At 47.1% G+C, this 23523-nt stretch carries 21 protein-coding genes; 14 read left to right on the top strand and 7 right to left on the bottom strand.

Annotation, left to right across the window (positions count from 1 at the left end):
• Positions 1-30: 30 nt before the first annotated feature.
• The 3 genes from ACEW9O_RS16915 to ACEW9O_RS16925 all read left to right on the top strand — a co-directional run bounded on the left by ACEW9O_RS16915 (position 31) and on the right by ACEW9O_RS16925 (position 2058).
• On the top strand, positions 31-909 hold the full coding sequence (locus ACEW9O_RS16915) for a helix-turn-helix domain-containing protein (RefSeq protein ID WP_373551367.1): 879 nt from the start codon (positions 31-33) through the stop codon (positions 907-909).
• A gap of 84 nt (positions 910-993) precedes the next feature.
• Positions 994-1572: a DapH/DapD/GlmU-related protein gene (locus ACEW9O_RS16920; RefSeq protein ID WP_373551368.1), complete on the top strand. Its 579-nt coding sequence runs from the start codon at positions 994-996 to the stop codon at positions 1570-1572.
• A gap of 132 nt (positions 1573-1704) precedes the next feature.
• Entirely contained in the window at positions 1705-2058 is a 354-nt protein-coding gene (locus tag ACEW9O_RS16925) for a cyclophilin-like fold protein (protein WP_373551369.1), read from the top strand.
• 205 nt (positions 2059-2263) lie between these two features.
• On the opposite strand, the gene rpsU is transcribed toward ACEW9O_RS16925, so the two are convergent.
• The 3 genes from rpsU to ACEW9O_RS16940 all read right to left on the bottom strand — a co-directional run bounded on the left by rpsU (position 2264) and on the right by ACEW9O_RS16940 (position 5207).
• A complete protein-coding gene (gene rpsU, locus ACEW9O_RS16930) occupies positions 2264-2467 on the bottom strand; it encodes a 30S ribosomal protein S21 (protein ID WP_320027817.1) in 204 nt (67 codons plus the stop codon).
• 292 nt (positions 2468-2759) lie between these two features.
• Positions 2760-3497 carry a TraR/DksA family transcriptional regulator gene (locus tag ACEW9O_RS16935; protein ID WP_373551370.1) on the bottom strand — a complete coding sequence of 246 codons (738 nt, stop codon included), beginning with the start codon at positions 3495-3497 and terminating at the stop codon, positions 2760-2762.
• 183 nt (positions 3498-3680) lie between these two features.
• Positions 3681-5207 (bottom strand): GNAT family N-acetyltransferase, encoded by a 1527-nt coding sequence (locus tag ACEW9O_RS16940; protein WP_373551371.1) that lies wholly within the window; start codon positions 5205-5207, stop codon positions 3681-3683.
• 177 nt (positions 5208-5384) lie between these two features.
• On the opposite strand from ACEW9O_RS16940, the gene ACEW9O_RS16945 reads away from it, so the two are divergent.
• A complete protein-coding gene (locus ACEW9O_RS16945) occupies positions 5385-6869 on the top strand; it encodes a Gfo/Idh/MocA family protein (protein WP_373551372.1) in 1485 nt (494 codons plus the stop codon).
• Between the two features lie 108 nt (positions 6870-6977).
• Positions 6978-7934, top strand: a complete 957-nt coding sequence (locus ACEW9O_RS16950; RefSeq protein ID WP_373551373.1) for an ion channel — start codon at positions 6978-6980, stop codon at positions 7932-7934.
• Positions 7935-8039: 105 nt separating this feature from the next.
• On the opposite strand, the gene ACEW9O_RS16955 is transcribed toward ACEW9O_RS16950, so the two are convergent.
• On the bottom strand, positions 8040-9311 hold the full coding sequence (locus ACEW9O_RS16955; RefSeq protein WP_373551374.1) for an FAD-dependent oxidoreductase: 1272 nt from the start codon (positions 9309-9311) through the stop codon (positions 8040-8042).
• A gap of 289 nt (positions 9312-9600) precedes the next feature.
• On the opposite strand from ACEW9O_RS16955, the gene glgX reads away from it, so the two are divergent.
• The 3 genes from glgX (at position 9601) to ACEW9O_RS16970 (ending at position 13292) form a co-directional block, all read left to right on the top strand.
• Positions 9601-11712: a glycogen debranching protein GlgX gene (gene glgX / locus ACEW9O_RS16960; protein ID WP_373551375.1), complete on the top strand. Its 2112-nt coding sequence runs from the start codon at positions 9601-9603 to the stop codon at positions 11710-11712.
• Between the two features lie 31 nt (positions 11713-11743).
• Positions 11744-12643 (top strand): lysophospholipid acyltransferase family protein, encoded by a 900-nt coding sequence (locus ACEW9O_RS16965; protein ID WP_373551376.1) that lies wholly within the window; start codon positions 11744-11746, stop codon positions 12641-12643.
• 79 nt (positions 12644-12722) lie between these two features.
• On the top strand, positions 12723-13292 hold the full coding sequence (locus ACEW9O_RS16970) for a CAP domain-containing protein (RefSeq protein WP_373551377.1): 570 nt from the start codon (positions 12723-12725) through the stop codon (positions 13290-13292).
• Positions 13293-13351: 59 nt separating this feature from the next.
• Here the strand turns inward: ACEW9O_RS16970 and ACEW9O_RS16975 are convergent, their stop codons facing one another.
• Both ACEW9O_RS16975 and ACEW9O_RS16980 read right to left on the bottom strand, forming a co-directional pair.
• Positions 13352-13933 carry a hypothetical protein gene (locus tag ACEW9O_RS16975; protein WP_373551378.1) on the bottom strand — a complete coding sequence of 194 codons (582 nt, stop codon included), beginning with the start codon at positions 13931-13933 and terminating at the stop codon, positions 13352-13354.
• 42 nt (positions 13934-13975) lie between these two features.
• Entirely contained in the window at positions 13976-16456 is a 2481-nt protein-coding gene (locus ACEW9O_RS16980) for a T9SS type A sorting domain-containing protein (RefSeq protein WP_373551379.1), read from the bottom strand.
• 141 nt (positions 16457-16597) lie between these two features.
• Between ACEW9O_RS16980 and ACEW9O_RS16985 the strand changes: the two genes are divergently transcribed.
• Positions 16598-18049, top strand: a complete 1452-nt coding sequence (locus ACEW9O_RS16985; RefSeq protein WP_373551380.1) for a hypothetical protein — start codon at positions 16598-16600, stop codon at positions 18047-18049.
• Positions 18050-18215: 166 nt separating this feature from the next.
• Positions 18216-18533, top strand: coding sequence for a hypothetical protein (locus ACEW9O_RS16990; protein WP_373551381.1), 318 nt, complete (start codon positions 18216-18218; stop codon positions 18531-18533).
• Positions 18534-18556: 23 nt separating this feature from the next.
• On the opposite strand, the gene ftcD is transcribed toward ACEW9O_RS16990, so the two are convergent.
• Positions 18557-19573, bottom strand: coding sequence for a glutamate formimidoyltransferase (gene ftcD / locus ACEW9O_RS16995; RefSeq protein WP_373551382.1), 1017 nt, complete (start codon positions 19571-19573; stop codon positions 18557-18559).
• A gap of 139 nt (positions 19574-19712) precedes the next feature.
• Here ftcD and deoC point away from each other — a divergent pair, with 139 nt between their 5' ends.
• From deoC to tgt, 4 genes are all read left to right on the top strand, one after another.
• Positions 19713-20387 carry a deoxyribose-phosphate aldolase gene (deoC, locus tag ACEW9O_RS17000; protein WP_373551383.1) on the top strand — a complete coding sequence of 225 codons (675 nt, stop codon included), beginning with the start codon at positions 19713-19715 and terminating at the stop codon, positions 20385-20387.
• A gap of 103 nt (positions 20388-20490) precedes the next feature.
• Positions 20491-20898 carry an SPOR domain-containing protein gene (locus tag ACEW9O_RS17005; protein WP_373551384.1) on the top strand — a complete coding sequence of 136 codons (408 nt, stop codon included), beginning with the start codon at positions 20491-20493 and terminating at the stop codon, positions 20896-20898.
• Between the two features lie 13 nt (positions 20899-20911).
• On the top strand, positions 20912-22309 hold the full coding sequence (gene rodA, locus ACEW9O_RS17010; RefSeq protein WP_373551385.1) for a rod shape-determining protein RodA: 1398 nt from the start codon (positions 20912-20914) through the stop codon (positions 22307-22309).
• A 2-nt stretch (positions 22310-22311) separates the two neighbouring features.
• Positions 22312-23445, top strand: coding sequence for a tRNA guanosine(34) transglycosylase Tgt (tgt, locus tag ACEW9O_RS17015; protein WP_373551386.1), 1134 nt, complete (start codon positions 22312-22314; stop codon positions 23443-23445).
• Positions 23446-23523 lie beyond the last annotated feature (78 nt).

Consider the following 23523-nt stretch of genomic DNA (forward strand, 5'->3'; position numbering starts at 1 on the left):
CTGCTTATTTGATTTTCTTAACTTTGCCCCATGCAAAATAAAGTCACACGTTCAGTTTCCCCCTTCAACAATGAACTAAAATTAAAAGGCTTCAATGTCTTCCAAATCGAAAGTGATGGAGGTGCGACGCGTATTTACAGCAGAAAGGATTTTTATAAAATTTGCCTAACCACTGGCCAGAGTATCATTCACTACGCCGACCGGAGTTTTGAAACCGAGGGCACGGTTTTGTTTTTTGGCAACCCACATATCCCCTACTCTTGGGAGACCCTCTCCACCGAGTACATCGGCTACACTTGTCTCTTTTCGGAAGAGTTCTTCAACCTGTCTGAGCGCGCTGAAAGCCTGCAACAGTCTACCCTATTTAAAGTGGGCGGTACACCGGTTTTAAACATCAGTACAGAACAACGTGCGTTTTTAAATACGATTTTTCAAAAAATGATTGAAGAGCAACAGTCTGATTATGTGCACAAAGCCGATCTGATGCGCAATTACATCCATTTGATCCTCCACGAAGCCTTAAAATTGCAACCTTCTGAAAACCATCACCAGCACAACAATGCGGCTTCCAGAATTACACAAGTTTTTTTGGAGTTGTTGGAAAGGCAGTTCCCCATTGAAAGTGTAGAAAAATCTTTAAGCCTAAAAACGCCTCAAGATTTTGCCCGTAGTTTAGCGCTGCATGTCAATCATTTGAATCGTTCGGTGAAAGAAATCACTGGCAAACCTACCTCCCAACATATTTCAGCCCGCATCATTACCGAAGCAAAGGCATTGCTGCTGCACACCGACTGGACCATTGCTGAGGTGGCCTATGCCTTGGGTTTTGAATATCCCACCTACTTCAACAACTACTTCAAGCGCATTACCGGAAAAGTTCCTTCCGCAGTTCGGGCTGAAATGGTTTGAATTGCTTAATGATTGGTTTGATTGTCATTATGGTCTTGAGTGAGGACTAAGGTATCTTTGTGCCCCACTAGAAGCACAAAGAAAATGGACAAACCAGAACCAACAAATCGGGACATCTTCGATAGCATGAGGGCCGGAGCGCCAATTAGATTGGATGATCCTCAGTACCACAAGGTGCAGGAGATTGTCACGCGCACCTTAAGATTGTCGGTAGCACTCAATACCTCCACCGACGTTGAACAAATACGGGATCGACTAAGCGAAATAATTGGCCGTCAAATCGACCATAGTACGATCATTTTTGCACCATTCTACACCAACTTTGGACGTTTTATCCAAATCGGCAAAAATGTGTTCATCAACCATGCCTGCTCCTTCCTGGATATGGGCGGAATTACGATCGAAGACGAGGTGCTGATCGGCCCCAAAGTAAACCTGATCACTGAAAATCATCCACTGAATCCAGCCGACCGGAAGTCCCTGATTTCGAAACCAATCCTGATCAAAAGAAACGCCTGGATTGGTGCCAACGCGACCATTCTGCCCGGAGTCACCATTGGCGAAAATGCAGTAGTGGCAGCGGGTGCAGTTGTCTCCAGGGATGTACCGGATAATTCAATAGTGGGAGGAGTTCCTGCGAAACTGATTAAGCACATTTCTTAACCAAAAAAACAACCCATGAAACATACTTGTATTGCGTTTGCATTGATGGCAATTTTTATTGCCGGCACATCATTCTGTTCGAAAGATGTTAAGCCAACTGCGGAAGAAACTAAAACCCATAACAACAGCTATATGCGTGACAAATTAAAAATCACAGTTGGCGCAAAAACCTTTAGCGCAACACTTGGGGACAATGCTGCTGCAACTGCCCTAAAAAAGCTGTTGCCGATGACCGTAGAAATGACCGAGCTGAATAGCAACGAAAAATATTTCCGTTTACTCAGCAACTTACCCGCAAATGCATCCAACCCGGGGACAATCCAGGTAGGGGATTTGATGCTTTACGGCTCGAATACCCTGGTGCTTTTCTACGAGTCTTTTTCAACAGCGTATACCTATACCAAGATTGGACGGATTGACGATGCTTCAGGTCTTGCTGCGGCTTTGGGTGCAGGAAACGTAAAGGTCAGTTTCGAGTTGGAGTAATGTATTAAAAGAATCCCTTCGCTAAGGCTTTATTTGCTAGTTAGTGCTGAATTTGCCTCCAATTTCAGCACTAACTATCCCGGCTATTACAAAAAAAAGCAGTACCAATCAACACAAGGATGATTGGTACTGCTTTTTTGTGAGAGGAATTCCTCTCTTGGCGTGTATAGCAATCGGCTGTCCGCCGAAAAGAATTCGGTAGAACTTAGTTCGGCGTGTTTTCCTGCTCGTCGAGCATTTTTTCGCGATAGACTGCCTTCAACACTTCGCCTCTGCGCTTAACGGATGGTTTCACAAATTCCTTACGTCTGCGCAATTCTTTGATTACGCCTGCATTTTGAAATTTCCGCTTGTAGCGTTTGAGCGCCTTGTCGATGCTTTCGCCATCTTTGATTTCGATGATCAGCATAATGAATGATGATATTTGATGGTTCTGACAGAAAAATATTGCTTACTCCCGATTTGGGAATGCAAAGGTAAAAAAACAATAAAGAATTAGCAACGAACTGGGTATAATTTTTTTAGGAGCTTGTTTAAATTTTGGGAGCGGAAGCGAAAACGAGGCCATTTTTGCCCAAATGAGGCACGAAAAGCGGAGTTTAGCAGCGCTAAATGAGCATTTTCGGAACGAAATTTGGGCGAAAATGGGCCGTTTGCAGCCCGATCCAAAAACTTAAACAAGCTCTAATCTCGGTGAGAGATTAATAATCATCACCGTCGTCATCGTCGCTACCATCGTCAGATCCACCCATACCGATGCCACCCATGAGGTCTTCATCGTCGTCGTCGGCACTACTAGAGGAAGTATCTTCCAGATCGTCTTCCAGATCAGTAACCGCTCCGTATAGAATATCCTGGTCATCGTCAAAAAATATGTCTTTGCCAATGCCCAGTTCATCGTCTTCGTCTTCCAAGTCTTCAATCTCCACTGATTTTTTCTTACTTGGTGAAGATTTCCGAATGATGGTGGTGGTAATGCGTTTTTCGGTGGTTTTCTTTTCCACTGGCTTCTTCTCCACCACGGGTTTTTCAATTTCAACCCGTTCTTTCCTTTCAGGTGTAGGCACTTGTTCGGCAACCTTAGCCGCCAAACTTTTGGTAGTGGTAGGTACGGCCAACAAACGGCGCTTATCGATCAACTGACCAGTGAGGCTACAAATGCCATAGGTCTTGTTTTTGATCCGCACCAGGGCATTCTCCAGATCCTGGATGTACATCCGCTGGCGAATAGCCATATTGTTGAGCATCTCAACGTCGTTGTTGATGCTGCTATCGTCCACCCAGTCGCCGCCGTGTTCGTCGCTGGTATTTTCGGTAATTTCAAGAATTTGTTCTTGAAGCCCGCTCAGATGGGTACTTGCCCGCTCCAGTTTGGTCTCAATCAGCACTTTGAATTCATCCAACTCAGCATCTGAATACCTTACTACTTCATTCTCCATAATGGGAATTTTACTTATCAAAATAAAGCGCAAATATAAAATTTAATGCCACAAAATAAGGAGATTACCAAAAATTATATTTTGGCTTCGCGCCGGGTTTTGGGCACCGGATTTTAGAACCATAAGGAAACGCACCGAACCATTTTTTAGTTTGATGGGTGTAAAAAAATATTTGGGCCGCCGTCACGGTTTATTTTTGAACCGCACCTCGTACAAGTCTTTGCGTTGATTTTTAAATACTTGTACGCTCCCATATTCGTGTAACTCCTTCAACAACTCCAAATCGACATCCGCAATCACCGTCATTTCAGTATTGGGGGTAGCCTCGGCCCGAATGCCATTGCTGGGGAAAGAAAAATCAGAGGGCGTGAAAATAGCCGATTGGGCAAACTGGATATCCATGTTGTTGACCTTCGGCAAATTGCCCACACAGCCCGCAATGGCCACATAACATTCGTTCTCAATGGCACGTGATTGAGCGCAGATGCGAATGCGGTTGTAACTGTTTTGGGTTTCAGTGAGGAAGGGCACAAAGATGATTTGTACACCACCATACTTGGTAAACCAGCGCGCCAATTCCGGAAAACACACATCGTAGTCGATCAAAATACCAATCCGCCCCGCATCGGTATCAAACGTTTTGATTTTGCTGGCACCGACCATTCCCCAAGCTGATTCTTCGGAGGGTACCGGGTGGATTTTGTAACTACTGTCCCAGGTACCATCCCGCCGACACACGTAGCTGACATTGAGCAAAGAGCCATTTTCTACAATCGGCATACTGCCCGTGATGATGTTCGTATTGTAAGCCATGGCCATTTCCACAAACTTGTTGAGCATGGGCTCGGTATGTTTGGCCAATTCCCGTACGGCTTTAGCTTCGCCCAGGTGGTTGTAATCCGCCATCAAAGGGGCGTTGAACATAGCCGGAAAAAGTATAAAGTCCGACTTGTAGTCGCTGATGGCGTCTACAAAAAACTCTACCTGCTCCACCAGGGCTTCAAAATTGTCGAACAAGCGCATTTGCCATTGCACCAAACCGAGGCGTATCACCTGCTTGGGTACGTTGATGAGTTGCACTTGTTGATTTTCTACGTAGTAGATGTTGTTCCACTCCAGGAGGGTCGCAAACTCCTTGGATTCGGTATCGCCGGGCAAATAGTTCTTGAGGATTTTTTTTACGTGAAAACCATTCGACATCTGAAAAGTCAAGGTTGGGTCGTAAATGTCCTTCAGTTTGACTTTTTCAATGTACTCCCTAGGCGTGAGGCTATCGGAAAAATTTTTGAAACTTGGAATCCGCCCTCCGGCAATAATGGCGCGTAGATTGAGGTTTTCACACAACTCCTTACGCGCATCGTACAAACGGCGCCCCAAGCGCAAACCCCGGTACTCGGGATGCACAAACATTTCAATACCATACAATACGTCCCCGTTGGGGTCGTGCGTAGAAAAAGTATAAGCCCCAGTGATTTCCTCAAAGCTATGGTTATCGCCGTACTTGCGGTAATTGACGATGATGGACAATGCGGAGGCTACCACTTGCCCGTCGACCAAAACGCACAACTGTCCTTCGGGGAAAATGCGCAAAAGGGTTTGAATGTCTTTTTCATGCCAATAATCTCCTCCAATGCCAGCATACGCTTCAATCATGGCATCTTTTTGCATGAAGTAATCTTCATACTGGAGGTTACGTAATTCTATTTTCATACATATGATATTCGGGACATTGGGCTCACAATGTGCCTAATGCCTGATTACAAAGGTAAGCTAACAAAGCGACAATTTAAACAGGCGCTTTGCTTTGGCCTTTCTGTTTTAATTCCATAAATTCAGCCAATTCTTTTGGACCATTGATTTTGACTATCGATTAATCATTACCTAATCATGAGCAAGAACAAACAAATAACTACGTCAGGTGCTTCGCGGCGTAAGTTTGTCAAAAATGCTGCCTTGGCGATTGGTGGCCTGACCATTGTACCCCGGCATGTGCTGGGGCGTGGCTTCATTCCACCAAGTGATAAACTCAATATTGCAGCAATTGGTGCCGGTGGCAAGGGTGCTTCCGACATCGCCAATGCCTGGAACAACGGCGCCAACAACGTAGTCGCCCTGTGCGACGTGGATTTTGCCCGCGCAAAAGCCACTACAGACAAGTTTCCAACGGCCAAAAAATACGCCGATTTCCGTGTGATGTTGTCGGAAATGAAAAACGACATCGACGCGGTGACCATTTCCACGCCCGACCATACCCACGCAGCAGCGGCGATGGCGGCGATGCAGCTGGGCAAACACGTATACGTTCAAAAACCGCTGACCCACAACATCAGGGAAGCCCGGATGTTGACCGAAGCTGCCCGCAAATACAAAGTGGTATCCCAAATGGGCAACCAGGGTGCCTCCAACCCTACCCAAAAACAAATGATGGCATGGTTGGACAAAGGTTTGGTGGGCAAAGTACACACCGTGTACATCTGGACCAACCGCCCGGTATGGCCACAAGGTATCCCGGTGCCTACCGAAAAGCCTGCCCTGCCCGAAAGCATGAGCAAAGAGAACTGGGACCTATTCATCGGCCCAGCCAATTATGTGGACTACCATCCACTGTATCACCCCTTCAAGTGGCGGGGTTGGTGGAACTTTGGTACGGGTGCATTGGGCGATATGGGTTGTCACCTAATTGATCCAGCCTTCCGCGTTTTGGGTCTGGGTTATCCAACTGAGGTAGAATGTAGTGTAGGCCAGGTTTTCCTCAAAGACTGGTCGCCTGAGTACATTCCCGAAGGTTGTCCGCCTTCTTCCAATGTTCAAATCAAGTTCCCTGCGACCAAGCGGAATAATTCACCCGTGACGATGATTTGGACCGATGGTGGGATTCGCGCTTTCCACCCAGATTTGATCCCAGCCAATGACCCAATTGGCGACAACGACAGCTCCAATGGAGTAATTATGGTAGGTACCAAGGGCGTCATGACTTGTGGAACTTACGGCTTAGTGCCCAAAGTATACCTCAAAAATGGCACCAAACTGGAAATGCCTCCCGCTACGCCACCAGCGCCAGGTACACCTAATATACCTGAATACGGCCACCAACGCTCCTGGACGGAAGCGTGTAAAGCGGGTTTTGCGAGCAAAGAGCACCTGGCTTTGACCTCCTCCTTCGATTACTCTGGGCCACTCACCGAAACGGTACTGATGGGCAACCTCGCCATTCGCAGCTACAACCTGCGCAAACAGGTTGCCAACAACCGCATGGAGTTCTACGGTCGTCAGAAACTGCTGTGGGATGGTACTTCCATGAAAATCTCCAACTTTGAAGATGCCAACCAATTCGTTGGGCGGGAGTATCGCAGCGGTTGGGCGATTGTATAAAGTGAAAAGTGAAAAGTGAAAAACTAAAAGTGAAAAACAATGGTTTACACTTGAGCATTCTGTTTCGTTTTTCACTTTTCACTTTTCACTTTTCACTTACTTATGCGCATGTCTGGTTTTAGTGGGCGAAGGAACAACCGCCCCGAAGAAAACGACCTTGGCTTTGGCAACAAACTCACCACCCCTGGCGACCGCCTCCTGAATCAGGATGGCAGCTTCAATGTAGTGCGTAAGGGGCGTTGGACCTGGAATCCCTACCAAAGTCTGGTGGAAATGTCCTGGGGGAAGTTCATGCTTCTAGTGCTGCTCTTCTACATTTCGGCCAATTTCATTTTTGCGGCATTCTTTTATCTACTTGGTCCCGAGCAATTTAATGGGCTGACGAACAACCATGAGATGCTCAAGTTTGCCGACTTGTATTTTTTCAGCGCTCAAACGCTTACTACTGTAGGCTACGGACACATCAGTCCGCATGGTGTTTGGGCTGGGGCTTTGGCTTCTTTGGAAGCACTGTTGGGGCTAATGACTTTTGCCATCGCCACGGGTTTATTGTACGCGCGTTTTTCTCGCCCCAAGGGTCGAATGTTGTTCAGCAAAAAAGCAGTGATTAGCCCCTTCCGAGAAGGATACGCCTTCATGTTTCGCATTGCCAATCTGCGCAACAACAGCATCATCAACCTGGAAGCCAAGGTGACCATGGCTTGGTTGGAGGAACACAATGGACACTTTACCCGCAAATTTCTGGCCCTTCCCCTGGATCGCGACAAAGTGAATTTGTTTCCCCTCAACTGGACCATCGTACATCCAATTGACGAAAACAGCCCTTTGTATGGTAAAATGGGGGCGGCACTGGAAAAAATGCAGCCCGAATTTGTCATTCTCATCAGCGGCTTTGATGAAACTTTTTCGCAAAGTGTCCACAGTAAAACCTCTTATATTTACGCTGACCTGGTGTGCAATGGGAAATTTAAACCCATGTACCACGAAGAAGATGGGCATACGGTATTGCAACTGGATTTGATCGATGAGATAGAATTGCTGCCCGTGCAGAAAGAAATAGTCTGAGCAGAAGTCACCTAAAAACAAAAGTCCACATGTCTCAAATCATCTATTCCCCACACCCCATTCCGGCAAGTTCTTCACCCAAAATATTTCTTTCTGGTTCCATACTTACACTTTACCCTTCAACATCAAATTCCAGTACATGAAGGGCAATCCGTATTTTTTCAGAATCCACATGGCGAACAGCTCTTTGGAGGTATCGAACAATCTGGAGATGAGTGGATCACTCGCCCGTTTGTTGTCGTAGTCAAACTCCGCCAATACCATTTTTCCATACCCGGTCACAATCGGACAAGAAGAATATCCGTGGTAATCGGGCTGCATTGCTGCTCCGTCGTGGCGGATGATATGCAGTAGGTTTTCAACCAGAACTGGTGCCTGTTTGCGAACCGCAGCACCGGTTTTGGCGGTAGGTAGGCCCGCCGCATCGCCCAAGGAAAATACATTTGAATACACATTGTGCTGCAAAGTGTATTGGTTCACGTTGACCCATCCCTTTTGTGGTCCTTCCTGCGCCGCGATTTTGGAGCGCTGGATAAAGTCAGGTGCAGATTGGGGCGGTGCCAGGTGCAACATATCAAACTCTATCTCTATTTCTGCTTCGGCGATGACTTTTTCCCGTAATGGTCGGTGTTGGTAGTACAAAACATCGGGTTCATCCTGATGGGCGGTGATTTTGAAGTAAGCCTTGTGGTTAGGGCCGTCGACTTTGGTCAGGGCGTGGAAAAAGCGCAGTTGAATGTCCTTTCGTTTCACCACTTCCATGATGGTGCTTTTGAAGGGCTCGGTCCCAAAAATCACACTACCTGGGGCAATGTAGGCGATGTCAATCTTGTCCCGCTTCTTGGTGCGACGGAAGTAGTCATCAGCCAGGTACATGATTTTTTGTGGCGCGCCGCCACATTTGATGGGTGTAGCGGGCAGGGTGAATATTGCGGTGCCTCCTTGAAAGTTTTGCAATACTTCCCAGGTGTAATTGGAGTCAATGTAGTTGCTACAAACATTATTTTTGTTGATGGTTTCAGCCAGGCCTTCAATTGCGTTCAAATTCATTTGAATGCCGGGGCATGCCACCAAGTAATCGTAAGTAATGGTACTGCCGTCTTGCAAAGTTACCTTGTTGGTGTCAGGATCAACTTCCTGTACCCCCTGTTGAATCCAGGTGGTGCCAGCAGGAATTACCGAAGCCATGTCGCGTTCGGTTGCTTTATAGTTGTAGGTACCTGCCCCAACCAAGGTCCAGGCAGCCTGGTAGTAGTGTTTTTGTGCTGGGTCGATCAGTGCGATGTCCAGTTTGCGGTCTTTCCGCAAAAGTTGCGCAGCCACCGTAATTCCTGCCGTTCCGGCGCCGATGATGACAATTTGATGATGCTTTTCCATAAAGCCAATATGTTGTGTGCGTGAATGAAGTGCTTTTGTACACTAAAATTACCTTATTGGAAAAGTCCAGACCGTGACTTCGGTCACACAAGATGAAAATACCTAAACAAAGGCAGCTAAGTAGTGGGGCAAAAATAAATGTTCATTTTTTTTAAGCCATAGGATTAGACAAGGCACTTAAATTGAACCGTTTACTTATCTAATCCTATGGCAAAATGAACATTTATTTTTTTATCGCCCCTAAGATCCAGGCAAAGGCTGTACTTTTACCCCGCAAACAAGACCACACATGCAAGTCCTACCCGGCAAAAGTTATCCTTTGGGTGCTACGGTACATCCCGAAGGTGTTAATTTTAGCTTGTACGCTCGAAATGCCACAGCTGTTGAACTACTGCTGTTTGATGCACAGGATCACCATCGACCCAAGCAGGTGATTAGCCTTTCGCCTAAGTACAACAAAACTTTCTATTACTGGCACTGCTTCATCCAAGGTATCGAGCACGGGCAAGTGTACGCTTACCGCGTGTATGGGCCGTACAACCCCGAAACAGGGATGCGTTTTGATGGTCAAAAAGTATTGCTCGACCCTTACGCATTGGCGGTAGTCAACGATACCTGGGACAGGGAAAAGGCCCGTCATGCTGGCGACAACTGTGCAACTGCGCTCAAAGGAATTGCTGTTGATCCATACCGCTACGATTGGGAAGATGATGCGCCACCCAATCACACTTTTGAGCGGACAATCATCTACGAGTTGCATGTAGGTGGGTTTACCAAAGATCCTTCCTCCGGTTTGCCAGAAGCTATGCGGGGTACCTACCGGGGGCTGATTGAAAAGATTCCTTATTTGCAATCCTTGGGCATCACCGCCGTTGAACTATTGCCTATTCAACAATTTGACCTTGATGATGCTCCCCCTGGGCGCCTCAATTATTGGGGTTACAGTCCGATTTCGTTTTTTGCCCCTCACAATGGCTACGCGGTTGGTCAGAATCCACTGGGCGCACTGGACGAATTTCGGGACATGGTCAAAGCGCTACACAAAGCGGGCATCGAAGTCATTCTGGATGTGGTGTTCAACCATACCGCCGAAGGGGATGAAAATGGCCCCACATTTTCCTTGAAAGGTTTGGGCAACCGCACGTATTACATGTTGTCGGACGATAAAAAGCAGTACAAAAACTTCAGTGGCACTGGCAACACCATCAATGGCAATCACTCGGTTGTACGGCGAATGATCCGGCACTGCTTGCGCTACTGGGCAGGTGTGATGCGAGTAGATGGGTTTCGTTTTGACTTGGCATCCGTGTTGAGCCGCGATAGTGATGGACGGCCCATGGCGAATCCCCCCCTTTTGTGGGAAATAGAATCTGATCCTGTTTTGGCCTCCAGCAAACTCATTGCCGAAGCCTGGGATGTGGAATTGTATCAAGTCGGTAATTTTGTGGGCGACCGCTGGGCCGAATGGAATGGAAAATTCCGCGATCGGGTTCGCTCGTTTGTCAAAGGAGATGGCGGCTATGCTGAGCCCATGGTGCAATGCTTATCGGCCAGCCCCGACCTTTTCCGTACTTACGAACGCAACCCCAACCGCAGCATCAATTTTGCCACCTGTCACGATGGCTTTACCCTCAATGACATGGTGAGTTACAATCAAAAACACAACCTGGCCAATGGAGAAGGCAACCGGGATGGCCACAACGACAACCGCAGCTGGAATTGTGGAGAGGAAGGCCCCAGTGACAATCTGGAGATCAATGCCCTACGTTTGCAGCAAATCAAAAACTGTTTTGCCATTCTCCTTCTGGCCCAGGGAACACCCATGATCCTGATGGGCGACGAAGTGCGGCGCAGCCAACATGGCAACAACAATGCTTACTGCCAGGACAATCCAACCAGTTGGTTCGACTGGACTCAGGTGGAAAAAGAAGCCGATCTGTTGCGCTTTGTGCGGGAGATGATCAGCATCAACATGACCTCGCCTTATTTTCAGGAGTCCCATTTCCTAAATAGTCACCATACCACCGTGCGTTGGCATGGAACCATGCCTGGGGAGCCCGATTGGGGGGAAGATTCGCGTAGTCTAGCCTTTTCACTACACAATCCGGCCTATGAAGAGGAAATTTATGTAGTGCTGAATGCCTTTTGGGAAGCATTGGATTTTGAATTCCCACCGCCCTCCAGCCCCCAAAGCAAAGGTTGGTTCCGTTTGGTCGATACCGGCTTGCCTAGCCCGGAGGACATCAGCAGCGCTCCACCTGACCAACCTTTGAGTACGAGTATTTATAATGTTGCGCCTCGATCGGTGCTGGTCTTACAGTCTAAAGGTGCATTTACCCCGATATCAATGGGGCAAGAAATGTCTTACGATCGCCTGGTTGGAGATGGAATAAGCAATTAAAGCTACTTTTGCCACGAAATAAAACGAACAGATGAGCCGCATTTTATACTATTTGGTCCTGCTCCCTTTGTCCAAACTGCCCTTGACGGTGCTTTATCGGCTTTCCGATTTTTTGTATCTTTTTTTATACCGTGGCATGGGCTATCGCAAAAAAGTAGTGCTAGGCAATTTACACAATTCATTCCCCAATAAAAGTGCCCTTGAAATCAAGGGCATGGCTGACGAGTTCTACCGTTTCTTTTTTGATTTGATGGTTGAAACCATTCGTTTGTTCTCCATGCCTAAAGCCGAATTGTTGGAACGCTGCACTGTGAACGACATAGATGTGTTTGATCGTTTTGCTCAAAAAGGCCAACATGTGATCATTGCTGGTGGACATTATTGCAATTGGGAATTAGCCGCAATGGCCATTTGTCATCAAATTCCCCATACCGGGGTGGCCATTTATCATCCACTGAAGAATAAATTTTTAAATGATAAATTGCAACAATCCCGCAGCCGCTTTGGTATGGAAATGCTGCCCACCAAGGACGTAAAAAATTTTTATGCTGAAAATCATCAGCGCACCATCGCTACTATTTTTGGAACAGATCAGGCTCCATCCAATGCGCACAATGCCTACTGGACGATGTTTTTAAGCCAGGAAACTCCAATATTTTGGGGCGCAGAGCGGTATGCAAAGCAATACAATTGTCCGGTTATTTTCCTCAAGGTTACCCGGCTAAAACGCGGGTATTTGCAGGTAAATGCTGAACTGGTTTGTACCGACTCACAAGCCATGCCTGAGGGTGAAATCACTGCGGCACATACCCGGATTCTGGAAAAGATCATCCTGGAACGGCCAGAGTACTGGCTGTGGACGCACCGCCGCTGGAAACGTACGCGCCCAGCGGATGTACCACTACACGGGCTTGAACAGGTGGATAATTAATTGTGCTTTTTTTTCGTTTTAGGGGCGATAAAAAAATAAGTATTCATTTTGCCCCACTACAAAGCCTAAAAAAATCTCTATGCCAAGCCTTTTGCTCTACCTCGGTGTGGCCCTAACGTTGTTGTTTGCTGCACCCGAAAAATCAAACCCCGAAGTTTGCCTCTCTGCCGAAGAATTCAAAATTTACGAGCAACTCATTGCTTACCGCAAGCTGTACAAACTACCCAAAATCCCTCTTTCCGCGTCCATGACCATTGTCGCTCAGGCCCACGCCAAAGACTTACAGGACAACCAACCCGTCAAGGGCAATTGCAACCTGCACAGTTGGTCCGACAAAGGCAAGTGGACCAATTGCTGCTACACCAATGATCACGCCCGCGCCGCCTGTATGTGGGACAAACCCCGCGAATTGAGTACGTACAAGGGCGATGGTTTTGAAATTTCCTACTGGCAAAGCGATGGTGCCAATGCCAATTCAGCTATTTCGGGCTGGAAAAAAAGTACACCACACAACAACATGATGATCAACCGCGACATCTGGAAAAAAGTCGGCTGGAATGCCTGCGGTGTAGGTTTGTATGGAAACTATGCCGTGGTGTGGTTTGGGCGAGAAGTAGATCCGGCTGGGGAGGCAAAAAAATGCCAGTAAAAAATAGGGCTGTTCCTGTCCAAAGAACAGCCCCAGCATAAAATCAGGGATTAATACAATCAGGGACAACCCGATCCATCCACATCACCTTTGATGTAATAAACGAACTGTAGACCCCAAAGGCTGGTCGTGAAATTGGGGATAATGTTATGGGAATATACTTTGCCATTGCCCTGTAGGATAGAAGCACGGCGAATGTTGGAGTTCGCCTCTCCTTTGCCTTGTAAGGCACGTACGACCAATACCATGTCAAAAGTGCTTACGCCAAAAGATTCATTCAAATCGGCAGCATTCAGGGCAATGCCCTCCAGCGGGCGAATCCAGAGGATGTGGTGACTCATTTTGACCACGTCCAATACCGAAACTGCCCGAAACGTATCAATGGGTGGTAAACTGTTTTTCAGACTCAGTTGATAAGTCCGGCCCGTTGGGACGTTTCGGAAGGTAAAAAAGCCTGAAGAATCCACAGCTTGTTCTAATTTTTCACCGTTCAGCGTGTCGGTCAACACAACAGTTTGGCCTGAAATCGGCCAGGAGTTGAAGCATTGCAGGCTTCCACTAATGACCCTGCTGGAATCGACCTGAGCAAATACAGGGCTCAGCAGCAAAAAAAAGAGGATACAGCTCAATATTGTTTTCATAATACTTATTGCTAAAGGTTGAGTACAATAATGTGTGGTGCATCAACGGGCAACCAACACCTTTTTCATGACCACGCCACTTTCAGCCACCACTTTCAGGAGATAAACTCCATTAGGAATCCCGGCCAGGCTCAGGCTGCGTTGAGGGGTCATTAGTCCACTCAGCGCTTTGCCCTCTATTTGTAACAGCTGCACACTGCGCAATTGTAAGTCCCCATAATCAAGGTACAATTGATCACTGGCGGGTTGTGGGTACACCCGAATGCGAGCATCCAGATAAGGGTCGTAAGCCGAAGTGGCAACTCCCTTTTTAGCGGTAGGCGTACTAGGCAAGGGCGTCACTGGGATGATTTGATCCGCATTATTGATCAGGCGTACATTTTCGATGCCCAACTGAATTTTAGGATTTTCTTCATCCCGCAGGTTCAAAATGACATCTTCAATAGTGATTTTCACTTTTCCGATACGGCCATATCCACTTACGTTGCGGCCATCCGTGCGGGTCAGGGCGATGTCAATGCGGCCTGCCGCAGGGTTGTTGCGCTGGAAGGCAATCAGGTTTTGCCCCAAAGTGCCCAACCAGGAGCTTTCCGCACTAAAACTCAGTTCCATTTCCTGTACCTGGTTAGGGTCGTAACTCACACTGAAAGCAAGACCATACACGTTTTCAGCCACTTTATCCGCTGTACCCAATTCAAGTGGGAACCACTGACCAGGGCCGCTCAGTACGGTATCGGCATCAATGAATAAGGAGGCACCACTACCGCGAATTTCGGGTTGGTACAATTTGGGTAAACCATCGCCGTGTTGGCGTTGCCAGTTGCGGGCCAGTGCAGTGGTATCGGCTGCATCGATCCGTCCATTGCCATCGGCATCCACAAAGGCGAGGTCGATGTTGCTATTGATCAGGGATGTACCCCATTTTTGGGTATTGTGGCGCTCCCAGGTGATTTGAGCATTGGCGCGAGCGGTTCCAGTGATATTGTATGCCAGTCCAAGTGGTAACAGGTCAAATTGATCTACCACCCCATTGCCATCGGCATCGCCGGGCCAGATGCTTGGCGCGGTAACAACCGCACCGCTATAAGTCAGGAAGGGAATCAGGTTTTGTTGGGCATCCACCGCTAAAGGAGGTAAAGTGCCGGGACCAAAGGTGATTTGGGTAGAATCTCCGCTGAATATTGGCGTGAAACAGACCTCAAATAAAGTCTCTCCTGAAAAAGCGACTGCACTCGGGCTGAAGAATTTTACAAAGCGCAGTTCTCCATTGGCTACGTTGCCTAACCCAAAGGTGCTGATGTCAACGATGTTGGGCTTGGTGTAATTGATTTTTTGGAACGTAAGGGCTTGAGAATCCCAACGCAGCCCAAATTGGAGGCCGCTCAATTGTTGGAAGTTGTCGGCAATAACCGGAGTGCAAAAAACTTCACCGGTGTTGGCAATGGTGCTTTGAACCAGCAAACTAGGTTTACCTGTACCCGGATTGACAATGGTATCTGGTGGTGATACAATGGTGTCTTGTGGAAAGTAACATCCGGCGGCGCTCAAGCCAGATAGGGAGCCGCTGCATCCATTGGCGTCGGTTACGGTTACACTGTAGAGGCTATCTTTGGCTACGCTGAGTGTACTAAAGTAGACCCCATTTTCTTGAAACCCATTGCTCCAGGAAAAATTATAGGCACCCGGCAATTTAAAATATGCCACAATGATTTTTGCTCTTTGTTTGGTGGAGTCATCACAAAGGGTGCTAAAAACGAGATTAATTGCTTCTGAAGAAAAATTGTTTTTAGACACGGCTACCAAAGCGGGAATCGTGTCTTGATTCTGGTCGCTGACCCACAATTGGTAGTCACCCGGAGGTGCACCACTGATGCTGGCCGTTTGAAAGTTTCGCCCCGGCCCCGTCCAAAAATACCGATAGGGTGGCACACCTCCACTCACGCTTACGCTTGCACTAGCCAATGAATCATTGCAGGTATTCATGGCCGAACAAATTTGGGTAAAGCGCAGGGGGTTGGAGGTAGAATGGCTCTTTAGATTGAGCCTTAAGCCAATCAAACCTGTAATCGATTGGGATCGATTGTTCCTATACACCACTTCACTTGGCACCGGTGCATCGGTAAAGCGAACGGTAGTCGTAGCTGCGTTTTTGTTTTTTACGACAAAGAGTAGGGAATACAAGCGGGCACCATCGGGAAGATAAATGCTGTCCAATTGAGTCCAGGAAAGGCTCAATAGCCCCTTGTTGACGTTTGGCGAGCCAAAGCTAAAGTTGCTTTTTCGCAATTCGGGAAGGCCGAAGTTGCGCACATCCAGCAACTGCAACACACTGGTGTCCCATTGGGTGGTGTATTGCATGCCAATGGCGTTGCCGTAGTTGCGTACTCTGACGTCCAGCAGCACCGTATCATAGCTGCTGGTATCGGTTCGGGCCAGGTAAATGTTCAGACAATCGGCGCTTTGGGCACTCAATTGTACAACGAACAAAACCAGGAAGGTGAAAAATGCATAAAAACGTTGCATGAGATCTTTCTTTTGTTGCGACAAAGTTAGGGGCAACATGCTGGTTGATAAAGGACAAAAAAATGAAATTATAGGGCAGTATATTATTTTTATGCAATTAAAAATATGAAAATCAGTTTTTTACTAAAATCATTATAGAAAATGAGAAAGAATCGCTTCCTCGATTTGTACCAAAATTTCAACACAAAAGAACGAAAGCAATTTGTTTTGTACGTGCACTCAGGTTTTTTTAACCAAAATAAAAACCTGCAGGCACTAATCGAGGCCATTGAGCAATGTATAAAGACCAAAAAAGCAGTCGACAAGCGGGAAATGTACAGCTTGTGTTTCCCGCAGGAAACTTATAATGAGCTGAAATACAACAACCTCATTTCCGACTTGCTATACCTGCTCTACGATTTTTTGGCGCAAAGTCGCTACACCCGGGAAAAGGTGCTGCAAAAACAACTGCTAATTCGCACTTTGCTCGATCAGGAATGGTTGGAGCCCTGTGTCCTACAGTTGGAACGTTATACTCAACTGCAAGATGCCCAGACTTGGCAAGACAGCAATTATTGGTACGCGGCCTATCAACTACAGGATTTGCAGGATCAGCACTTGATGAGTCAGGAAAAAAGAGCCTATACGCCACACTTGCAAGCGCGGAGTGATGCCTTGGATCGTTTTTATCAGCTCGAAAAAATAAAAATCGCTTGTGATATGACTAGCCGCAGCACGGCGGTAAAAGCAGATTACCACTGTGTATTTATCGAAGACATCATTCAATGGTATCAGGAACGCCCGCAGGAATTGGCCGAGTTTCCCGCTTTTCAGCTTTACCTGGCTGCCTACAATATGTTTACATATAAAGACGATGGGGCTTATTTGCAACTTAAAAGTTTGTTGCAGATCCACCTGAAACGGATCCCTCAGCAGGAATTGCGCTTGCTGTATACTTATGTACTCAATTTTGCGGTGTTGCGCATCAATTCCGGCGAAACCCAGTATTATCAGGAAATCCTGCTATTGTACAAACTGCTCCTGGACGAAGCGATCATTTTTAAAAATGGCACCCTCACCCAATGGACTTTTACCAACATCATTACTGCAGGTATCCGCACCCGGGATTACGAATGGACGGAGCGTTTCATCGAAGATTATCAACACTACCTGGCCCCTGATCTACGCCAAAATGTTTACACCTATAACCTCGTCAGTTTATATTTCGAAAAAAAAGATTACCCTTCGGCTCTGCGGATGTTGCACAATGTAGAATTTACGGATGCTTTTTATCACCTTTCTGCCAAGTTGATTCAACTCAAAACTTATTACTTGCTGGCTGAAAATGAAGCGCTCTTGGCCCTCATCAACGCCACCCGTCGTTTTGTACAACGCAATCGGCAATTGTCGGATTATCAAAAAAAATCCAGCTTGAATTTTTTACATATTCTACAGCGTTTGAGCCAGTTGCGCTATGCTGCTGCGGATATTCGAGATACCGGAAGGTTTAAAAAACAATTGGAAAATGACCTGCTGGCCTTGCAACCACTGGCCAACAAACAATGGCTAGAGGAAGTATTGAAGCAAAATTTTTCAGTCGCAACTAAATATTAGTGGCTTGTGTTCTATTAGGCGGGGTATTGTAATTTTACTGTTTGACACGCCAATAATCCTATTATTTTTTATATTTGTCACACATTTATGTTTTTAATCATTTCTTCTTTTTCCCAAAAAGCATGACCTTTTACCAGTTTTTTCGTCACAAATAAAAAAACACGTGATGGAAGTAGGAGAAATCTACATTCAGACAGAAGAAGGACGAGCTGTACTAGACGTGAAAAATGACAAAGCACAGACAGTGAGCTTAATTGTGCAGGACAAGGCAGGAAAACCTTGTTACGAGCAGCAATGGGCATTGGAACTCGGCAAACAAAGCCTGCAGTTCCCTATTGCCGATTTAAAGGCCGGAACGTATTTTGTATGGCTGCACTATGCAGACAAGACCAAGATGAGTTCTTTTAAAATTACCGCCAGCCCGGGAACAAAGCTGGAAACCAAAAAAAATCCTTTATTGAGTAGTAAGTTTTTTTCTTGGTAACATTGGATCTTATTTTACTCCCTCTATTTTTTGAATTGATCTTCTAAGATTCTTTGACCTCGTTCAAATCCTCCGAGTTCCCGTAGGCCCAAATGAGTGATAGTCGCTTCAATCAAACGATCCGGGTCGGTTTCGTAAGGGATGAAATATTGCCCAGCTTCCAGAAACACCCGGAGTGGTGCCAAACCAATCAGCTCAGAACCAGTGACTTCAAGGCCCAGTCGCTGGGCTTCCTCGCGGCAGGCTTCAAATGCAAGGTGTAAGGGGGTTTGATCCAGGTCGGTGATGTTCATCGATACTTGGGCTTTGCCGTAGGCAGGCATGTACCAGCCGATGGCTTTCACCCCCGGGCAGCGGCCAGGAAAGCGCTGCTTTAGCCCTTGCTCGTCGCGCTGAACGTAGCCACTTTCCCTCACTTTTTCGGCAATTCGTTGGGCGATCTCTGGATCTTTGGTATTCAGGTTGACGTTGTAGGCGATCAAAAATTTACGCGCACCCAATACGGTGGCTCCAGCTAGGAAAGGCCCTACGCTCGGCCCGTAGTCGGGCTGCCAATCGGGCTGTACAATTTTAGTGGCCAGGCCCTCGTATTCGCCCTGGCGGATGTGGGCCAAATTGCGCCGATGGGGTGCCGTGGCTGCGTATTCGTACAAATACACGGGAATGTTCAGTTCTGCGCCTACTCTTTGTCCCAATTGTCGGGCCAGCTTCACCACTTCTGCCATTTTCAAGCCATTGATAGGGATCAGCGGGCACACATCTGTAGCCCCAATCCGAGGATGGGCACCATGGTGTTGGCGCATGCCAATCACTTGCGCTGCGGTTTTAATCCCTTGAAACGCTGCCTCAACCACTGCCTCGGGGGTACCGACAAAAGTCATCACAGTGCGATTGGCATCAAAACCCGGATCAACATGCAAAAGGTTTACCCCTTCCACTTGACGAATGGAAGCGGCGATTGTTTCAATCAGCTCAGGATTGCGCCCTTCGCTGAAATTGGGCACGCATTCTAACAGTGGTTGTTCATTGACTTGTTGCATATCCAACAGGATTTGGGCGGTCTCAAATTAAATGTTAAATATCTGTTTATATCAGTTAATTTAATCTATCTTTCGCCAAATTAATATTGCCCCCTACTCCTACTTTAACAAATTCACTGGACAAATTATACATCCCGAAATGAACGTTGCTGCATACATTGACCATACGCTACTGAAGCCGGATTCGACACTGGACAACATTCGCCAACTCTGCGCAGAGGCGCGTGAATACGGTTTTGCGGCCGTATGTATTCCACCCTATTATGTCCACGATGCAGCTCGCTGGTTGGAAGATGCTCCCGAAAAAATTCAAGTTGCTACCGTAGTTGGTTTCCCCTTGGGCTATTCCAGCACCATTGCAAAGGTAGAAGAAATCAAACGTGCCATTGACGATGGGGCGGATGAAATAGACGCGGTCATCAATTTGTGTGCAGTGAAAAATCAATTGTGGTCACACGTACGTAGTGATGTGGACAGTCTGATTACGGCTAGTCGCATGAAGGGTAAAAAAATCAAAATAATTCTGGAAACAGCGATGTTGACCCCTCTAGAATTGGAGCAAGCTTGTGCCGTCATGGCAGAGTTGAAACCAGATTTCGCCAAAACCTCTACTGGATTCAACGGAGGTGGGGCTACCATAGAAGTAGTACGGCGCATGGGTGAATTGCTTCAACACAAAATAGCCATAAAGGCATCCGGGGGCATTCGCAATTTTGCCGACGCCAAAGCCATGATTGAGGCAGGGGCTACCCGCCTTGGCACCTCCTCAGGTGTAGCCATTGTCAAAGGAGAAACTGGCGAGGGAGCTTATTAGGTCTGCGCTTGAACCAATTTTGACCAATTAACCCATCACTACATCAAGCCGTTAGTACAGGATACATTTGTGCCTGTTTTTTTGTATTTTTGCAAAAAAAAACATGCAACGCAGCTTTTTTGTTTTGTTCATCCTGATTGTGAGCTTCGGTGCTGCAGTAGCGCAGGCGCTACAAAATATCCAAATCAAAGAAGATCCAGCCATTACCAGCCTGATGAGCCAGTACATAGAAGGCAACAAGCAAAAACCGTACATCAATGGGTGGCGGCTGCAAATTTTAGCCACTACTGACCGGCCCAAGCTGGACGAAACACTGAACAATTTCAAAGCTCAATATCCGTTTGTACCCGTAACCTGGCTGCACGAACGGCCTTATTATTTGTTGCGGGTAGGTGCTTATCACAGCAAATTACAGGCAATGAGTTTGCAACAAATATTGAAAGGTCCCTATCCCGGATCCTACTTGGTGCAGGACAGTCAAATTAGTCCTATTGATTTCATTGGATATTAGAAGAACTTGAGCTATGTTGGGTAAATTCACCGGGACAAAAACAATCGATTGGGTTGCTTTCTCCGTTTATTTGACGCTGGTTGTCTTTGGGGTGTTGATGATTTATGCCTCCACTTACATCGAATACGAGAAGTACGGATTCATGCGCTCTTCGGTGGGTAGGCAGTTGATTTGGATGGCCATTTCAGCGGTGGCTTTCGGCGTTATCCTCACCCTTGACTGGAAAATCTGGCAGCTCCTGGCTTATCCGCTTTATACCATCTCCATGATTTTGCTGCTTGGGGTGCCATTTTTTGGTACGGAGATCAATGGTAACCGTTCCTGGTATATCATTGGAGGCATGTCGCTCCAACCTTCCGAGTTTGCCAAAGTCGGTGCAGCTTTAGCTATGGCCTCCTTTTTGAGTACACCTAGTACCAATTTGAAAAGTTTCCGCAGTCAATTCATTGCTTTTGGGCTATTGTTGATTCCATTCGGCTTGATTCTATTGCAAAAGGACCTGGGGTCTGCTATTGTGTTTAGTTCTTTCTTGATTGCGATGTACCGCGAAGGTTTGTCGCCCAACTACTACATTGGGGGGGGGGCCATTTTAGCCATCCTGCTTTTGGGCTTGATGTTTGATCCGATAATTGTTTCCATTGTTATCCTGAGCCTAGGCTTGTGGTACCTGACCACCTTATACAAAGAACAAATCATCTCCCAACGGATCGTTTCGGGTGTTTTTATTGCTGCCGTAACCGCATGGTGGTTTAAACAAGGGTTGTACAGCTTGGCTGCACTAACCGCTGCCTATATGATCTGGGGCTTGATCTATGCCAGCCGAAAGGGGGTACGCGAAGTAGGCACCGCCGCACTGGCCATTGTACTAGCAATGGGGATGTGTTTTTCGGCCAACTATGCCGTTTTTACAGTGCTCAAACCTCACCAGGCCGACAGGATTCTGGTGTGGCTAAAACCGGAAACTTGTGCCGACTGCAAATCGATGTACAACTTCTTGCAATCCAAAACGGCCATTACTTCGGGTGGTTTATTGGGCAAAGGATTTTTGCAGGGCAGCATGACTCGTTACAGTTATGTACCAGAGCAGCCTACCGATTTTATTTTTTGTACGGTGGGTGAAGAGCAGGGTTTCATCGGGGCAATTGGGATTATTGGACTGTTCCTGGTTCTGATGCTGCGCTTGACCGTGATCGCCGAGCGACAGCGTTCCAATTTCGCGAGAATATATACTTATTGCTTTGTTGGGATATTGTTCATCCACTTTTTTATCAATATCGGAATGACCATCGGGGTAACCCCCATGATCGGCATTCCCCTCCCTTTCATTAGTAGAGGTGGTTCATCGTTGTTGGCTTTTTCAGGCATGATGGCCATTGTATTGAAGATGGATAGGGATCGTTATCGCTTATAATCATGTTTTCATTCGACATCCAATACAAAGACCCACAATCTTCGGCACGGGCCGGACTCATTCAAACGGCGCATGGGGCCATCCAAACCCCCATCTTTATGCCCGTGGGTACGGCAGGTACGGTTAAAGCTGTACACCAACACGAATTGGAAGAGGAGATCAAGGCACAGATCATCCTAGGCAATACTTATCACCTCTATTTAAGGCCGGGGATCGACATCTTGCAACAAGTAGGCGGCTTGCACAAATTCAATGGTTGGAACCACCCCATTCTCACCGATAGTGGCGGGTACCAGGTATACTCCTTGGGCAATACCCGCAAGATCAAAGAAGATGGGGTCACCTTTCGCTCGCACATCGACGGCTCGCCGCATTTTTTCTCCCCTGAACGCGCCATCGACATTCAACGCATCATCGGTGCCGACATCATCATGGCTTTTGATGAATGTACACCTTATCCTTGTGAATATGGCTACGCCAAAAAGTCGATGGAAATGACGCACCGCTGGCTGGCGCGTTGTTGTGCCCGTTTTGACAGTACGGAGGGTTTGTATGGGTACGAACAAACCTTGTTTCCGATTGTGCAGGGCAGTACTTATACCGATTTGCGCATCCAATCTGCCGAGGCCATTGCTTCTTTCAACCGACCAGCGAATGCCATCGGTGGCCTTTCGGTAGGCGAACCCGCTGAAGAAATGTACGCCATGACCGAGCTGGTTTGTGGGATTTTGCCAGCAGACAAACCGCGCTACCTCATGGGCGTTGGTACTCCGGGCAATATCCTGGAAAGTATTGCTCTGGGCATCGACATGTTCGACTGCGTTTTGCCCAGCCGCAACGCCCGCCACGGCCTGCTTTACACAGCAGACGGCATCCTGAACATGCGCAATGCCAAGTGGAAAGATGATTTTTCGCCCATCGACGCCAATAGCCCTTGCCACAGTAGCCGTTTTTATTCCAAGGCTTACTTGCGGCACTTGGTCCATAGCAATGAAATTTTAGGGATGCAGATTGCCACGCTGCACAATTTGTCCTTTTACTTGTGGTTGGTGGGTGAGGCGCGTGCGCACATCCAAGCGGGAGATTTTCGGGAATGGAAGGAAAGAATGGTGCCGAAGTTGGAGGCGAGGTTGTAGAAGTTTGTTTAATTTTTTGTGCGGACTATAAACAACCAGGCCATTTTACCTCACTGAGGTAAAATGGCCGGGGTGTTT

Source organism: Haliscomenobacter sp. (genome assembly GCF_041740695.1).
Lineage (GTDB): Bacteria > Bacteroidota > Bacteroidia > Chitinophagales > Saprospiraceae > Haliscomenobacter.

Bases quoted from the DNA above. Each gene is read 5' to 3' on its own strand.
- ACEW9O_RS16915 (WP_373551367.1), top strand. From the start codon at position 31: ATGCAAAATAAAGTCACACGTTCAGTTTCCCCCTTCAACAATGAACTA.
- ACEW9O_RS16920 (WP_373551368.1), top strand. From the start codon at position 994: ATGGACAAACCAGAACCAACAAATCGGGACATCTTCGATAGCATGAGG.
- ACEW9O_RS16925 (WP_373551369.1), top strand. From the start codon at position 1,705: ATGCGTGACAAATTAAAAATCACAGTTGGCGCAAAAACCTTTAGCGCA.
- rpsU (WP_320027817.1), bottom strand. From the start codon at position 2,467: ATGCTGATCATCGAAATCAAAGATGGCGAAAGCATCGACAAGGCGCTC.
- ACEW9O_RS16935 (WP_373551370.1), bottom strand. From the start codon at position 3,497: ATGGAGAATGAAGTAGTAAGGTATTCAGATGCTGAGTTGGATGAATTC.
- ACEW9O_RS16940 (WP_373551371.1), bottom strand. From the start codon at position 5,207: ATGAAAATAGAATTACGTAACCTCCAGTATGAAGATTACTTCATGCAA.
- ACEW9O_RS16945 (WP_373551372.1), top strand. From the start codon at position 5,385: ATGAGCAAGAACAAACAAATAACTACGTCAGGTGCTTCGCGGCGTAAG.
- ACEW9O_RS16950 (WP_373551373.1), top strand. From the start codon at position 6,978: ATGTCTGGTTTTAGTGGGCGAAGGAACAACCGCCCCGAAGAAAACGAC.
- ACEW9O_RS16955 (WP_373551374.1), bottom strand. From the start codon at position 9,311: ATGGAAAAGCATCATCAAATTGTCATCATCGGCGCCGGAACGGCAGGA.
- glgX (WP_373551375.1), top strand. From the start codon at position 9,601: ATGCAAGTCCTACCCGGCAAAAGTTATCCTTTGGGTGCTACGGTACAT.
- ACEW9O_RS16965 (WP_373551376.1), top strand. From the start codon at position 11,744: ATGAGCCGCATTTTATACTATTTGGTCCTGCTCCCTTTGTCCAAACTG.
- ACEW9O_RS16970 (WP_373551377.1), top strand. From the start codon at position 12,723: ATGCCAAGCCTTTTGCTCTACCTCGGTGTGGCCCTAACGTTGTTGTTT.
- ACEW9O_RS16975 (WP_373551378.1), bottom strand. From the start codon at position 13,933: ATGAAAACAATATTGAGCTGTATCCTCTTTTTTTTGCTGCTGAGCCCT.
- ACEW9O_RS16980 (WP_373551379.1), bottom strand. From the start codon at position 16,456: ATGCAACGTTTTTATGCATTTTTCACCTTCCTGGTTTTGTTCGTTGTA.
- ACEW9O_RS16985 (WP_373551380.1), top strand. From the start codon at position 16,598: ATGAGAAAGAATCGCTTCCTCGATTTGTACCAAAATTTCAACACAAAA.
- ACEW9O_RS16990 (WP_373551381.1), top strand. From the start codon at position 18,216: ATGGAAGTAGGAGAAATCTACATTCAGACAGAAGAAGGACGAGCTGTA.
- ftcD (WP_373551382.1), bottom strand. From the start codon at position 19,573: ATGCAACAAGTCAATGAACAACCACTGTTAGAATGCGTGCCCAATTTC.
- deoC (WP_373551383.1), top strand. From the start codon at position 19,713: ATGAACGTTGCTGCATACATTGACCATACGCTACTGAAGCCGGATTCG.
- ACEW9O_RS17005 (WP_373551384.1), top strand. From the start codon at position 20,491: ATGCAACGCAGCTTTTTTGTTTTGTTCATCCTGATTGTGAGCTTCGGT.
- rodA (WP_373551385.1), top strand. From the start codon at position 20,912: ATGTTGGGTAAATTCACCGGGACAAAAACAATCGATTGGGTTGCTTTC.
- tgt (WP_373551386.1), top strand. From the start codon at position 22,312: ATGTTTTCATTCGACATCCAATACAAAGACCCACAATCTTCGGCACGG.